This window comes from Clostridium sp. DFI.5.61 (assembly GCF_024462915.1).
Lineage (GTDB): Bacteria > Bacillota > Clostridia > Oscillospirales > Oscillospiraceae > Lawsonibacter > Lawsonibacter asaccharolyticus.
The window spans coordinates 12,754-27,049 of sequence record NZ_JANGBZ010000042.1; the positions used below are offsets into that span (position 1 = coordinate 12,754).

Annotated in this window: 12 protein-coding genes; 6 read left to right on the forward strand and 6 right to left on the reverse strand. The window is 62.5% G+C overall.

Features of this window, described 5'->3' with window-relative positions; genetic code table 11:
- Nucleotides 1–138 precede the first annotated feature (138 nt).
- From NE584_RS14775 to NE584_RS14790, 4 genes are all read right to left on the reverse strand, one after another.
- A complete protein-coding gene (locus NE584_RS14775) occupies nucleotides 139–876 on the reverse strand; it encodes a GNAT family N-acetyltransferase (RefSeq protein ID WP_256183122.1) in 738 nt (245 codons plus the stop codon).
- Nucleotides 866–2,020 (reverse strand): HAMP domain-containing sensor histidine kinase, encoded by a 1,155-nt coding sequence (locus tag NE584_RS19920; RefSeq protein ID WP_329736908.1) that lies wholly within the window; start codon nucleotides 2,018–2,020, stop codon nucleotides 866–868. The genes NE584_RS14775 and NE584_RS19920 overlap by 11 nt, the downstream gene beginning before the upstream one ends.
- A complete protein-coding gene (gene vanR, locus NE584_RS14785) occupies nucleotides 2,013–2,708 on the reverse strand; it encodes a VanR-ABDEGLN family response regulator transcription factor (RefSeq protein ID WP_256183123.1) in 696 nt (231 codons plus the stop codon). The genes NE584_RS19920 and vanR overlap by 8 nt, the downstream gene beginning before the upstream one ends.
- A gap of 162 nt (nucleotides 2,709–2,870) precedes the next feature.
- On the reverse strand, nucleotides 2,871–3,812 hold the full coding sequence (locus NE584_RS14790) for a LysR family transcriptional regulator (protein WP_050624558.1): 942 nt from the start codon (nucleotides 3,810–3,812) through the stop codon (nucleotides 2,871–2,873).
- A gap of 276 nt (nucleotides 3,813–4,088) precedes the next feature.
- On the opposite strand from NE584_RS14790, the gene NE584_RS14795 reads away from it, so the two are divergent.
- Entirely contained in the window at nucleotides 4,089–5,357 is a 1,269-nt protein-coding gene (locus NE584_RS14795; protein ID WP_256183124.1) for an FAD-dependent oxidoreductase, read from the forward strand.
- Nucleotides 5,358–5,381: 24 nt separating this feature from the next.
- Nucleotides 5,382–6,824, forward strand: a complete 1,443-nt coding sequence (locus NE584_RS14800) for an SLC13 family permease (protein ID WP_050624560.1) — start codon at nucleotides 5,382–5,384, stop codon at nucleotides 6,822–6,824.
- Between the two features lie 131 nt (nucleotides 6,825–6,955).
- On the opposite strand, the gene NE584_RS14805 is transcribed toward NE584_RS14800, so the two are convergent.
- The gene (locus tag NE584_RS14805) at nucleotides 6,956–7,897 is read right to left on the reverse strand and encodes a LysR family transcriptional regulator (protein WP_256183125.1); all 942 of its coding nucleotides are present in this window, start codon (nucleotides 7,895–7,897) and stop codon (nucleotides 6,956–6,958) included.
- A 238-nt stretch (nucleotides 7,898–8,135) separates the two neighbouring features.
- Here NE584_RS14805 and NE584_RS14810 point away from each other — a divergent pair, with 238 nt between their 5' ends.
- The 4 genes from NE584_RS14810 (at nucleotide 8,136) to aroE (ending at nucleotide 12,585) form a co-directional block, all read left to right on the forward strand.
- Nucleotides 8,136–9,578, forward strand: a complete 1,443-nt coding sequence (locus tag NE584_RS14810) for an SLC13 family permease (protein ID WP_050624562.1) — start codon at nucleotides 8,136–8,138, stop codon at nucleotides 9,576–9,578.
- Nucleotides 9,579–9,600: 22 nt separating this feature from the next.
- Nucleotides 9,601–10,857: an FAD-dependent oxidoreductase gene (locus NE584_RS14815; RefSeq protein ID WP_256183126.1), complete on the forward strand. Its 1,257-nt coding sequence runs from the start codon at nucleotides 9,601–9,603 to the stop codon at nucleotides 10,855–10,857.
- Nucleotides 10,858–10,933: 76 nt separating this feature from the next.
- Nucleotides 10,934–11,707, forward strand: coding sequence for a type I 3-dehydroquinate dehydratase (gene aroD, locus NE584_RS14820; RefSeq protein ID WP_337542721.1), 774 nt, complete (start codon nucleotides 10,934–10,936; stop codon nucleotides 11,705–11,707).
- A gap of 14 nt (nucleotides 11,708–11,721) precedes the next feature.
- Nucleotides 11,722–12,585, forward strand: coding sequence for a shikimate dehydrogenase (gene aroE, locus NE584_RS14825; protein WP_108981398.1), 864 nt, complete (start codon nucleotides 11,722–11,724; stop codon nucleotides 12,583–12,585).
- Nucleotides 12,586–12,851: 266 nt separating this feature from the next.
- Here aroE and NE584_RS14830 read toward each other — a convergent pair whose 3' ends face one another.
- On the reverse strand, nucleotides 12,852–14,234 hold the full coding sequence (locus NE584_RS14830) for a VWA domain-containing protein (RefSeq protein WP_108981397.1): 1,383 nt from the start codon (nucleotides 14,232–14,234) through the stop codon (nucleotides 12,852–12,854).
- Between the last annotated feature and the right edge of the window lie 62 nt (nucleotides 14,235–14,296).

A 14,296-nucleotide genomic window follows, 5' to 3' on the forward strand; every position in this document is an offset into this window, starting at 1 on the left:
TCTGTGTGGGGGAGGGGACAGACCAGAAAAAAGCGCGTCCCCCTCCGATGACCCTATGGTATCAGAGGGGGGCGCACCTTGCTTGGAGTCTTTCCTGCGAAAGTCTGATAAGATCCGTAAGAAAATCTTGCGATTTTCTTACGGACCGGTCTGGTCCAGAAGATAGGCGGGGTAGGGGCGGTCCAGGCGGTAGCCCAGCTTCTCCGCCAGGGCGGCGGAGCGCCGGTCGTGGGCGTCCCAGGAGGGGAGGAGCCCCTGGTCCAGGCAGGTCAGGATCAGCCGGGCGCCGCAGGACAGGGCCAGCCCCCGGCGGCGCAGGTCCGGCCGGGTGTCGATCTGGATCTCGATGCCGCCGTCCCAGACGGCGTAGGAGGAGGCGCCGGCCGCGGGGACCCCGTCCCGAAGAGCGATGACCCCCAGCCCACGCCGGGCGAAGTCGGGACCGTCCCGGAAATTGCCGCACAGGTCCCGGGACCAGTCCTGGGCCGTCAGCAGGGGATAGTGCCCGGCCAGAATGGGGGAGAGGGAGAAGCCTGGGGGCAGGGCGGCGGCGAAGGCGGCCAGCCGGTCCCGGTCAAAGTCCTCCGGGGCCCCACAGAGGGCATAGCGGAGGAAGGGGACGGCACGGCGGCCCCACACCGTCCGGATCACGGGGGCCCAGTCCCCGGTCCGGGGGACCAGCAGGGGCCGGTCGGCCTGCCGCACCAGGGCCGGGTCCGGCCGGCCGGCGAAAAAGCAGAAATCTCCGATGGCGCACAGGGCGCTCTCCGGCGGATGCCCGCCCCTGGTGCGCACCTGGCCCATGTGCCCCTGGAGACAGGAGAGGATCATCCCCTTCTCCCAGCCTGCGAACAGGGGGGCGGCGTCATGGCTCACGGGCTGGACCCTCCTCACGCCGTCCGCCCCGGGGCAGCGTCACCTGGAAGCAGACCTGATCCTCCCGGCTCCAGGCGGTGATGGTCCCGCCGTGGAGAGTCAGGATCTCCTTGGCTATGGCCAAGCCAAGGCCCGCGCCCCCCGTCCGGGTGGCGCGGGAGCTGTCCAGGCGGAAGAACTGGTCAAAGATGCGCGCCAGCTTCTCCGGGGGGATGGTCCGCCCGGAGTTGAGGAACCTGAGGACAATGGAATCCCCCTCCTCCCCGCCGGAGATGCGGACCACGCTGCCGGGAGTGCTGTAATGGCAGGCGTTGCGGAGCAGGTTGTCAAACACCCGGGCCAGCTTGTCCGGGTCGCAGTCATATTCCAGGCTGGGGGGAAGCTCCAGGGCGCAGGTCAGGTCCCGCTCCCCCAGCATGGGGGCGAACTCGCTGACCACCTGCTGGAGCATCCGGCACAGGTCCACGGGCTGCTTCTCCAGCTCCAGATGGCTGAGGTTGAAGCGGGTGATCTCAAAGAATTCATTGATGAGCTCCTCCAGACGCTCCGCCTTGTCCAGGGCGATGCCGGTGTAGCGGGCGCGCAGCTCCGGGGAGAGCTGGGGCTCGTCACGGAGCAGTGTCAGATAGCCGATGACGCTGGTGAGGGGGGTCTTCAGGTCGTGGGCCAGATAGACCACCAGGTCGTTTTTCCGCTGCTCCGCCTCCCGGGCGGCCCGCTGGGCACGCAGGGCCTCCTCCCGGGCCAGGTTCAGCTGGTCCTCCACGCTCTTCATGGAGGCGGGCAGGCGGATGGGCTCCTCCGTGGGACGGGTGAGCTGGGCGGAGGCGCCGATCAGCGCATCCAGCTGGCGAACTGGACGGGAGATGAAGTGCCAGCTGATGACCACCCAGCCCAGCAGGACCACCGCTATGCAGAAAAAGAAGTAGTAGTCCCGGACCCACAGGAGCAGGTGGTAGAGAGGGTCGGTCTCATACCAGGTAAGGCGGCTGCACACCAGGACCCCCAGGGCGGAGACCGCCAGCACCACGGTCACCCAGGCCATCAGGGCCAGCAGATAATACCCCCAGCGCTGGAGGGCGCGGTAGAGCCCACGGTCTGTCTGGAGCCGCTGCGCCAGACGGGGCTTGCGTTCCTTACTCAATGGTGTAGCCCACCCCCCACACAGTCTTGATGAATTTCGGCTTTCGGCTGGGTTCGTGCATCTTCTCCCGCAGGCGGGCGATGTGGGACATGACGGTGTTGTTGCTGTCCATATACTTCTCTCCCCACACCGACTCGAACAGCTCCTCGCTGGACACCACCTGCCCCCGGTGCTGGCACAGGTACCATAGGATGGAAAATTCCAGGGGGGTCAGGGGGAGCTCCTCGCCGAACAGCACGCACTTGTGGGTGGCCCGGGAGATCTGGAGCCCCCGGAAGTCGTGCTCCTGCGCCTCTCCCCCCGGCTGGCCGCCCTGGTTGTACCGGGTGTACCGCCGGAGCTGGGTCTTGACCCGGGCCACCAGCTCCAGAGGATTGAAGGGCTTGGTGAGGTAGTCGTCCGCCCCCAGGGTCAGCCCCATGATCTTGTCCATGTCCTCCACCCTGGCAGTGAGCATCAGGATGGGGAACAGGTGCTCCTCCCGGATCTTCTGGCACAGGGTGAAGCCGTCCATATCCGGGAGCATCACATCCAGGATGGCCAGGTCAAGCGGCGTGGAGGCCACACAGGCCAGGGCGTCCCCCGCGCGGCCGAACTTGTGGACGGTGTAGCCCTCATTTTTCAGATAGACCTCCACCAGGTCGGCGATGGCGGCCTCGTCGTCTACGATCAAAATGTTTGTCTCCATGTCCCGGGACAGTCTCCTTTGTGGTTTTGTCCATTGTACCACGGGGAGGAGGCCCTGTCGAGAGGCAGGGCCGGACAGAAAGCTCCCCCCTCGCGCTCCGTCTGACGGACAGTGCGCGAGGGGGGAGAATGCCGGGAACCGCCCGGGCGCGGAGGGCGGAGGCTACGGCTCCCCGCAGGGGCCGGGGGTGTTGTCCCTGTAATAATCCACGATGTGGCGGACAAAGCCGCCGGCCAGCCGCTGGCGGGCCTCCACCTCCTTGGGGACCACCAGCACGGTGTTGCGGGAGATGGGCGGGTCGATGGGGATGGCCTCCACGTCATACTGGGTGGCGGCAATGCGCTTGGAGAGGATGGAGATCCCGAAATTTCCCTCCACCATCCCCAGGATGGCGTCCACCTGGTCGCACTCGAAGGCGATGTTGGGCCGCAGGCCGCACTGGCGGAAGGATTCCCGGATGATGGCATTGAGACCGTAGCTCTTGTCCAGAATGACCAGCTTTTCCTCCGCCAGATCCTGCCAGGTGACCACATCCAGCCCGGCGAACCGATGGCGGCGGCTGACGATGGCGTGGTAGTTGTCCACCACCAGGGTATAGAGGCGGTAGTGGTCCAGCTGATAGGCGTCGATGTTGGACGCCTTGGAAAAGGGGGAGATGATGTGGGCGATGAAGGCCATATCCAGCTTTCCCGCCACCAGCTGGTCCATCACCCCCAGGGAGGTCCCCCGCTCGATGTCGATGGTGACGCCGCCGTCGGGATACTGCTTCAAAAAGGTGGAGATGGGGGTAGTCAGCCCCACCCGGCCCATGTGGTCCACACTGCCGATGTGCAGATGCCCGCTGTTGGAGAACCGCTTGATGGAGGCCATCATCTCGTCATAGTCGGCCAGCAGCTTTCGGGCGTGGGGCTCGAACTCCCGGCCTGCGGGCGTCAGCGTCACCACCCGGCGGCTGCGGTCAAACAGACGGACGTTCAGCTCATCCTCCAGCTTGCTGATCTGCTTGGACAGGGCGGACTGGGAGCTGGAGACCTCAAAGGCGGCCTTTGTAAAGCTCCGCTGATCCACCACATTGACAAAGCATTTCAACTGAAACAGGTCCATCTGACATCCATCCCTTGTGCAGATTGCCGTGATATGCCCTATGATACCATGGGGGGCGGAGAAAGACAACGAGAGTTTCCCAAAATCCCAGGCAGTATGATACCAAATTGGAAAATAAAAATTCCAAAACAGAATGATATGCTGTTTTGGAATGGAATATGCCTTGAAAATAGAATCCGATTCCGTTTCGGAAATATGACTTTCCAAAGTGAGATTGCTTTTTGTTCCGGATTTTGGTTAAAATGACGCCAAACAACAGAAGAAAGAAGGGAGTACATGCAGCAAGAGACACAGTTTGATCTGATCGTGGTGGGAGGCGGCACAGCCGGGGCCTTCAGCGCCATCGCCGCGGCCCGGGAGGGGCTGAAGGTGGCCGTGGTGGAGCGGGGGACCTGCCTGGGCGGCCTGGCCGCCAGCTCCGGTCTGACCGAGATGAACGCGGCAGGCTTTCAGGGGGCGCCCCTCTACCGGGGGATCGAGCGGGAGGTCTTTGACCGCCTGATCTGGGGCGGACATGCGGCCTACCACTTCGCAGTCCCAATGTCCTCCAACAAAGAGGTGAAGATCGACCGCCTCCGCTATGACCCGGAGCGGCTCAAGCTTCTGCTGGAGCAGCTGGCCGTGGAGGCGGGGATCACCCTGCTCTATGAGACGGAGCTGACCGCGGCCAGAGAGGGAGAGGAGGAGTGTCAGATCACGGCCCGGGGGCCGTATCAGGAGATCGCCCTCTCCGGAAAATACCTGATCGACGCCACCGGAAACGCCTCCCTGGTCCAGGCGCTGGGCGGGGAGACGGAGGCGGCGGACGAGAGGGAGCGGATGATCGCCACCCTGATGTTCCGCATCTCCAACGTGGACCTGGACCAGCTGGACGCCTTTATCCACAGCCCACGCCTGGGGGAGACCATCCGGCAGGGCCGGGAGAGCGGTGTGCTGAAGGGAGGCATTCTGGCCTTTACCCCCATCCCCGGCACCCGGGACGTGAGCCTGAATGTCACCCGGGCCAAGTTTGACCACGAGGATCTGGCCGACGCCACCCGGGGGATGGTGGAGCTGAGGTCCCAGATCGAGCCCATCTTCCGCTTCGTCCAGCGGGAGGTGCCCGGCCTGAAGGGGGCCTACCTCTCCGGCATTGCCCCTCTGGCCGGTGTGCGGGACGCCCGGCGCATCCGGGGGGCCTACCGGCTGACCATCGAGGATCTGGAGCGGATGACCTGCTTTGAGGACCGGGTGGCCTGCGGATGCTATCCCATGGACCTCCACGACCCCGTGACCAACACCGTGGTGTGGAAGATGCTCCCCGGGGTCTATCATATCCCCTACCGCAGCCTGCTCCCCCTGGGGATGAAGCGGACCCTGGCGGCCGGAAAGTGCCTGTCCGCGGACCCGAAGGCCTTTGGGGCGGTCCGGGTCATGCCCATCATGATGAACGTGGGAGAGTCGGCGGGCTATGCGGCGGCATTGGCCCTGCGGGAAAACAAGACTCTGGACCAGATCTCCTCCGCCAGCCTGCGGAGCTGTCTGGATCAGAAATATGGTGTGTAAGAAAGAGAAGGGAGAGATCCAAAAGTGAAAGGCAAGACCTCAAAACTCGTGATGCTGCTGATCTCCTTTGCGTTCATCCTGCTGTTCCAGTTCATCCCCGCTCCCGCGGGCCTGAACCAGACCAGCATGCAGGTCATCGGTATCTTCATCGGCATCATGCTCATGTGGAACTTCATCGGCACCGACTGGCCCAGCCTGCTGTGCATGGCGATCCTGGCCATCTTCCAGATCATGTCGCCGGGGGATATCTTTAAAAGCGGCTTCGGCAACTCTACCATCGCCTTCCTGCTGGTGTTCTTCATGCTCAGCCACGTGCTGTCCCAGGTGGGCCTCACCCGCCGGCTGGCCATCTGGTTTTTTACCAACAAGCTGGCCCAGCGCAGCCCCTGGATGTTCGTGACCATGTTCCTCTTCGGGGCCATGTTCATGGCCTCCTTCATGTCTCAGACCGCGGCCCTGCTGGTCTTCCTGCCCATCGCGGAGCAGGTCTTCAAGGAGCTGAAGTATGAGAAGGGGGACCGCTTCCCCCAGATGCTGGTGCTGGGCCTGGGCATCGCGGTGGGGATCGGCTCCGCCAACACCCCCCTGGGCCACGCCATCATCCTGATCCCCATCCAGCTGCTGGAGTCCCAGACCGGCCTGTCCGTGAACATCATGGCATACAGCGCTTTCGGCATTGTCACCGGCCTGCTGATCTTTGCGGCCCTGATCCTGGTGTACCGCCTGCTCTACCGCCCGGACCTGAACAAGCTGCGCCACTATGATGCCACCAGGCTGCGCTCTGACCTCCAGCCCATGAGCGTGCAGGAGAAGATCTCCGCGGTCCTGTTTGTGGTGGTCATCGTGATCTGGCTCCTCCAGGGCTTCCTGAAGGACATCGCCCCCACCGTCGGCGGGTATATCTCTGCGCTGGGCAATGCGGTGCCTGTGATGGTGGCCATCGTGATCCTCTGCCTGACCAAGGTGGACGGCAAGCCCATTATGGATTATAAGGACGCGGCCGCCCGCGGCGTGCCCTGGAGCGCCCTGATCTTCAATGCCGCCGTCCTGGTCATCAGCGGCGCCCTGACGCTGGAGAAGGTGGGCATCTCCGACTTCCTTATCAGCAACGTCACCCCCCTGGTCTCCGGGATGAACCAGACCATCTTCATCCTGGTCATCGCCACCCTGTGCATCATCGCAACCAACTTCTCCTCCAACACCGTGTGCGCCACCGTGTTCTATACCATCTCCGCCCCCATCGCCCTGGCTATGGGCAACATCAATATGGTAGCCCTGGCCTCCGTCATCGGAGCCGCGGCCTCCTACGCCTTCGCCACTCCCCCCAGCACCATGCCCATGGCCGTGGTGGCCGGCACCGGCTGGGTGGACGTGAAGGACATGTTCAAGTACGGCGGCCTGATGGCCCTGCTGAGCATCGTGATCCTGGCCTTTGTGGGCTACCCCATCGCCGCCGCGGTGCTGTAAGCGGCCGCCTGGCACGCAAGATCTCAGAGCGGCGTGAGGCGTCCGCCCCACGGTGGATGCCGGAATGAAAAGCCCCGTGAGGTCCGCTCAACGGCAGACCCCGCGGGGCCTTTCAGGATATCGAAAAAAGGCTACGCCAGATTTTGAGTCTTGACATAATGATAAAAGGATCTCACGTGGGGCGGGATCTCTTTCTGGTTGAGGATCACCATCTGAGTGTCCCGCAGCAGGGCATCCTTCAGGGGGATGATGCACAGGTCGTCCGACTCCTCGATGACCAGGGGAGAGAGCATGGCGATCCCCATGTTCTGGGAGACCATATGCAGAACAGAGCGGACAGTGGTGCAGTACATGGCGATATGCAGGGGGACCCTGTGGGCGTAAAAGGCTTTCTGAACGGCCCTGTGATAGACGTCCATGGTCCGGTCCGTCATGATAAAGGGCTGGTCAGCCAGGTCCTCATATGTGAGCTGGCTCCGGCCTGCAAAGGGGTGGTCCCGGCTGACCACGATCTGATAGGACTCCCGGAAGCAGGAATGGGAGCGGTATTCTGGATACTGAGAGAAATTGGCCCGCTCAGCTCCTTCCGGGTACATGCTGGAGACAAAGACCACATCCAGCTCCCCTTTATGGAGATCCTGAAGGAGCGGCGTGGTGGTGGATTCCCGGATCTCGATCTCCATGCTGGGGTGGAGCTTGGAAAAATTGGCCACCAGAGGGGCCAGGCGGTTGTGCAGGCCGAAATAGATGCTGCCCACCCGGAGGGAGCGCTTGCCGTTGCTGCGGTGCTGTTCCATGGCGTGGAGCATCCCTTCATAACAGACCATCATCTGTTCGGCGTAAGCGACGAAGTCACGGCCTGCCGGGGTCAGCTCCACGCGGCGGGTGGTGCGCTCAAAGATGGAGATCCCCAGCTCCTCCTCCAGCCGGCGGATGCTTTTGGACAGGGAGGACTGAGAGCGGTTGAGCTGAAAGGATGCCTCCAGAAATGTGCGGTATTTTACCACCGCCAGCACGTGGCGGACCTGGTCCAGCTCCAACAGAGCACCCCCTCTCAGAATGATCCTTTTCATTATAGCATGACGCCTGCCCCGTTACAATGAGAATGGACCGAATGTTTTGGGGGCAGAGTGGAAAATACCAGGAGAAAGAGAGGGGAAAATGCACAAAAAAGGAATAAAAGATTCTATTTATTCCTTTTGAGAATAAATAGAGAGGGAAGAAGAATTGCTCCTGAGATGGTTTGCTCTATAATTTGACACAGAGAACGAGCCGGCTTGAAAATCAGATCAGGAGGAATGTGAGAAGATCATGAGTACGAAAAAAACGATCGCGACTATCATCGGCGTCCTGCTTATGTTTGGATGTCAGTTTCTGCCCCCCGTCTTTGGGCTGACCCCTCTGGGGATGCAGGTGGCCGGTATTTTCATCGGCACGATCCTGCTGTGGATGTTCGTTTCGGTCACCTGGCCCAGTATCCTGTGCATCATCGCGCTGATCCTGTCCCCGCTGTACACGTATTCCAGCGGCCTGTCGGGCTCTATGGGGGGCTGGATCACTTCCTTTGTGCTTTTCAGCTCCATGGTGACCTATACCCTGGGCCAGACCGGCTTCCTCAAGCGCTGCGCGGTCTGGTTCGTCACCCGGCCCTGGGCGCAGAAGAACCCCTGGCTGTTTTTGGGGCTGCTGTTTCTGGCTCCCCTGGTCATCGGTTCCTTTATGTCTCCCATCCCGGCCTTTATCGTCTGCCTGCCCATTGCAGAGCAGATCTTCAAGGAATTGAAGTACGAGAAGGGCGACCGTTTCCCTCAGATCGTCGTGCTGGGCATCCTGTTTTTTGCCTCCCTGTCCACTGCTGCCACCCCGATCGCCCACACGGTCACCACGATGGCACTCTCCCTGTATGAGAACGACGCCGGGGTCCCGGTGAATTTCGTCTCCTATACCATCTTCGGCGTAGCGGCATGCCTGGTCACTTTCGCGGCGTCCATGGTGCTGACCAAATTCGTCTGTCGTCCAGGGACGGAGCGCCTGAGCAGTCTGGACAGCTCTGTGCTGAAGTCTGAGACCACTCCGATGAGCCGCCAGGAGAAATATACGCTGCTCGTCTTCGTGCTGGTGGTGGCCATGTGGCTGCTGCCCGGGATCATTGCGCCTGTCCTGCCCGAGGTGGCCTCCGCCATCTCCTCGCTGGGGACGCCCACCCCGGCCATGATCGGAGCGTGCCTGCTGTGCGTCCTCCATGTGGAGGGGAAGCCTCTGATGAACTTCAATGAGGCCGTGGCCAAGGGGGTGCCCTGGGGTGCTGTGTTCATGGTGGCGGCCACCAGCGTGCTGGGCAGCGCCCTGACCCATGAAGAAGCGGGCATCACCGCTGTGGTCAGCGGAGCGCTCTCCCCCATCATCGGCAGTATGTCCCCCATTATCTTCGTGCTGTTTATCGCCCTGGCCACGGTCATGATCACCAACTTTGCCTCCAACACGGTCACCGTCACTCTGATGTACAGCATCTCGCTGCCGCTGGTGTATGGCGGAGCTATTTCCGGGGTCGATCCTGCCGCGTTGACCTGCGTGATCGGCGCCTGTGCCTGCGTGGCCTGCGCGACTCCGCCCTCCACGGCCCACGCCGCCATTGCGGCCGGGTCCGGATGGCTGAATACGGATACGATGCTCAAATATGGGCTCTTGTGGTCCGTCACAGCGGCCGTGATCTTTGCGGTGGTGGGCTACCCGATCGCCGCGGCCATCATGTGACAGAGGGAAAGGAGAGCTGCTTATGGAACGACAGTTTGATGTTATTGTGGTCGGCGGCGGTACCGCCGGTTTTGCAGCCGCTGTGACGGCCGCCAGAGGGGGCGCAAAGACGCTGCTCATCGAGGAAAAGGCGTATTTGGGCGGGACCGCCACCGGAGCGCAGGTGAGCATGTTCATGGGTTTTGCCGATGGTGAGCCGGACAGGCCTCAGCAGGGCATCATCAAGGACGTGATGGACGGCCTCGCCGCTGCGGGCGGGACCTCCGGCATCGAGACGATCTATCTATGCGGACGCAGAGACCTGGATATCCCAGTCATCCCCTATGAGTCCGAGATACTCAAAGATCTGATCTTCGATCTGGTGGACCAGGCGGGCGTGGAGCTGCTCCTTCATACCCGGGTCATCGGCGCGCAGGTAGAGGACGGCGTCATCACCGCACTGACCATCCACAACGAGCAGGGGGTCCAAACTGTGAGCGGCAAAGTGGTCATTGACGCCTCCTTCCATGGGAGCGTGGCGGTCAGTGCCGGCTGCCGCTGGGAGATAGGGGACGAAAAAGGAGTCCTTCAGCCCGGGACCTTGATGTACAAAATGGCCGGTGTGGACATAGCGCGGTATGAGCAGGTCAGCCAGCCGGAGCGGGAGCGTCTGGCACAGAAGGGGATCGAAGAAGGGTGCCTTTATGTCAATAACCTGTTGGCACGCCCCCTCCCATCCGGAACGATCTACTCCAATATGAGCCGAATTCGGATCGATCCTCTGGATGCGGCTCAGTGGAGCCGGGCGGAGATGGAGGCCCGGCGTCAGGTAAGGAGGATCAGCCGCTTCTTTATTGAAAACGTGCCGGGATTTGAGAAGGCCTACCTCATCTCTACAGGAGATTTCACCGGCCTGCGGGACTCCCGAAGGATCCAGGGGAAATATGTCCTCACGGGTGAGGACGTGGTAGAGGGGAAGCTCTTTGCAGACCCTGTAGTCAGAAGCTCCTACCCTGTGGATATCCATGACACCGACGGTGTCTCCAGCACCATCGTCAAGCCCAAGACGGGCGTGTTCTATATCCCTTACCACTGTCTGGTCACCAACGAGATCTCCAACCTCCTGCTGGCGGGGCGGTGTATTTCCACTGATTATGCGGCCCATGCCTGCATCCGTGTCATGATAACCTGTATGCGCCTGGGAGAGGCGGCAGGTCTGGCTGCGGCTGAGAGCGTGCACCTGGGGACAGCGCCCAATGCCCTGGACGGCAGGAGCATCTCAAAGCAGCTGGGCTTTTGAAAAATTGGATCTGGGGCTGCCGCAGGGATACCTGCGGCGGCCCCCCGTATTTTGATATTTGGCAAAGGAGAAAGTTTTGATGAAAACAGTGATGCTGCGCAATGTCGAGGTGGGCTGCGGAAAGCCCAAGGTGATCGTCCCCATCGTGGCCGCTACGGCCCAGGGCATCCTGGAGAAGGCCCGGGAGTTCCGTGCCCACGCCCTGGACGTGGTGGAGTGGCGGGTGGACTTCTATGAGGATGTCTTCCAGCTGCCTAAGGTGCTGAGCACACTGAAGGGGCTGCGGGAGATCCTGGGGGAGACCCCCATCCTGTTCACCTTCCGCACCAGGAAGGAGGGGGGCGAGAAGGAGATCGACATGGAGGCCTATACGGCGCTGAACACCGCGGTGGCCCAGTCGGGAGACGCGGACGCCGTGGATGTGGAGGTCTTCTCCGGGGACGAGGTGGTCCGCCGGAACATTCAGGCCATCCACGCCGCGGGGAAAGCGGTGGTGGGCTCCAACCACGACTTCGGTGGCACGCCGGACAAGGCTGACCTGCTCTTCCGCCTGCGGAAGATGCAGGAGCTGGGGGCGGACATTCCGAAGATCGCGGTGATGCCCCGGTGCCCGGGAGATGTCATTGCCCTGCTGGACGCCACCCAGGAGATGAGCGGGAAGTACGCCGACCGGCCCATCATCACCATGTCCATGGGGGCCGGGGTGGTCAGCCGCCTGTGCGGGGAGTACTTCGGCTCGGCTATGACCTTCGGCGCGGTGGGCCAGGTCTCCGCCCCCGGGCAGATCCCCGTGGAGGAGCTGAACGCCGCCATGGATATCCTCCACCGGGCCCTGGCCTCCCGGAGCTGAGGGGAGGGGGATAAATGAGCCGTCAAGTCACCGGCCGCACGGGACTGCTTTGCCTGCTGGGCAGCCCGGTGGCCCACAGCATCTCCCCCGCGATGCACAACGAGGCCTGCGCTCTGCTGGACCTGGACTATACCTACCTGGCCTTTGACGTGGCGCCGGACCGCCTGGCCGAGGCGGTGGAGGGGCTGAAGGCTCTGGGGGTGCGTGGCTTCAACGTGACCATGCCCCACAAGACTGCGGCGGCGGCCCTGTGCGAGCGTCTCTCTCCGGCCGCCCGCATCTGCGGGGCGGTCAACACCGTGGTCAACGAGGGCGGAAGCCTGGTGGGCCACACCACCGATGGGGAGGGCTATATGAGGAGCGCCCGGGAGGCGGGCTTTCAGCCGGAGGGGAAGCGGATGGTCCAGCTGGGTGCCGGCGGTGCCGGCACCGCCGTCCTGGTCCAGGCCGCTCTGGACGGAATGGCGGCCATTGATGTGTTCAACCCCAGGGACGCCTTCTGGCCCCGGGCGGAGCGGGTGGCGGCCGAGCTGGAGCGGGCCTCCCAGTGCCGGGTGGTCCTCCACGATCTGGACGACCGGGAGGCGCTGCGGACCTGCCTGGGGCAGGCGGACCTTCTGGTGAACACCACGCCGGTGGGTATGGAGCGGATGCCGGGCTGCCTGATCCCCGACGCCTCCTGGCTCCACGCCGGGCTGACCGTGTCGGACGTGATCTACCAGCCCCGGGAGACACAGCTGCTGAGGATGGCCCGAGAGGCGGGACTGAAGACCTTCAACGGGATGTATATGCTGCTCCACCAGGGGGCGGCGTCCTTCCGCCTGTGGACCGGGCGGGAGATGCCCATCCAGCAGATCCGGGAGAAGTATTTTCAATAGGGGACTGGCAGGGACCAAATCAGTGCGGCCAGCGCCGGGAAGGCGCTGACCGCACTGCTGCGCTTACAGGACGGAGCGGGCGGGGCCGCCGGGACCATACAAGTATCATGCTCCCCAAAGCCGGAACAGGCCAGAAGGACCATATTTCTTGGGGCGCTTGTCCGAAAACCAGGAAAGCGGCAAGCCGCCCCGCCAGAAGGAGAAGAAACGGCCCGGGGAGGTATGTACCACCGCGGAAGGCGGTGGTTTGTGGGGAAAGGGGCAGTTTACAGGGTCAGGACAGACTCACAGCAGCGGAAGTCGCTGTCGATGTTGTGGGCGATGAACCGGGCCTTGAAGCTGCGGGGGTTGCACATGACCTGGGTGGAGCCGCCAGAGATATCAAGATCTTCCGGAAGCACGAACTTGATGCATTTGACCAGCACATCGCGGCAGGTGGGGAAGTTATGGGCCGGGATGGTCATGGCCTTGCTCCCGCGCTGATACTCCATTCCATTTTCATCCACCTCAGTGAGAATGGCAGCCAGGGCCACCCGCTTGCCAGGGCATACATTCTTGATGGTCACATCCATCTGGATGATGCGGCCCAGGGACTCCAGATAGACATTGCCCATGTCCACCACCACGGAGTCCGAGCAGCCTTCGATGGTCAGGTCCGCCGGCACGGGGCACTCCTCAGGATTGACCACCACGTCGCACTCCACAGACACGGTGGGCTCAGGAAAGTCCACCACGTTCCCCTCGGTGTCGGAGTAGGTGATAGACTCATTGACCAGCTTGGTGCCGGGATTCTGGCCCACGTGGCGGATGAAGAACTCCAGCGCAGCACTCTCCGGGGAGGAGACGCCCAGCTGGGGGATGGTCCAGCGCAGGGAGGTGGCATTGAGCATGGTGGCGCTGCCGGCGGAGGGCGTCAGGATGCTGGTGATGACGAAATCAGCGGTCACGGTCTCGTTGATGACGATGTTGGTGGCACCAGTCTTGGAGATATTGGCCGCCAGCTCCGCGAAGAGCTCCTCCAGTTCGGCGGCGTCGGGGGTGACCGCTACGTGGCTGGCGTCGGGGTCGGTGGCCCAGTCGTTGAGAGCATTGACATCCACCCCGTCAGAGCCCAGCAGGCCGATGCAGTAGATGACGATGCCCTGGGCCCGGGCGGCGGCTGCGACGGGGGCCGGGGGCGCACCGGCGGTGGTCTTTCCGTCGGTGAACATGACGATGACCTTGTCATTGCTGGAGCTGGGGTCAAAGAGGGCGATGGCCTTGGAGAAGGCATCGGCATGGTTGGTGCTCCCGCCAGCTGAAAGGGAGTCTACAGCGTTCTTCAAGGTGGATACCGAGGTGATCAGCTGGGTGTTCTGCTGGGCCGTGTCGGCAAAGCTGACGATGCCGATGTGGCTGCCGGAGCCGATCTCACCGGAGGACTGGCCGCCGGTGGACTGGGAGATGATGTCGATGAAGGTCTTCGCGCCGGTCTTCATGTTGGTCAGCGGGGTCCCGGTCATACTGCCGGAGCGGTCCAGTACCAGCGCAATGTCAGTGGGGGTGGAAATAATATCAGGAGCGGCAGTGAGGGCCAGCGTGACTTTCAGGGAGCCGTCACAGTCGATCCTATCCGCATTGATCACTTTATTAGAATTTGTAATACCCATTCGTATTACCTCCTATTACAATGTATTTACGGTTGAAGGCACGGCAGCCAGCCGTGTCTTTT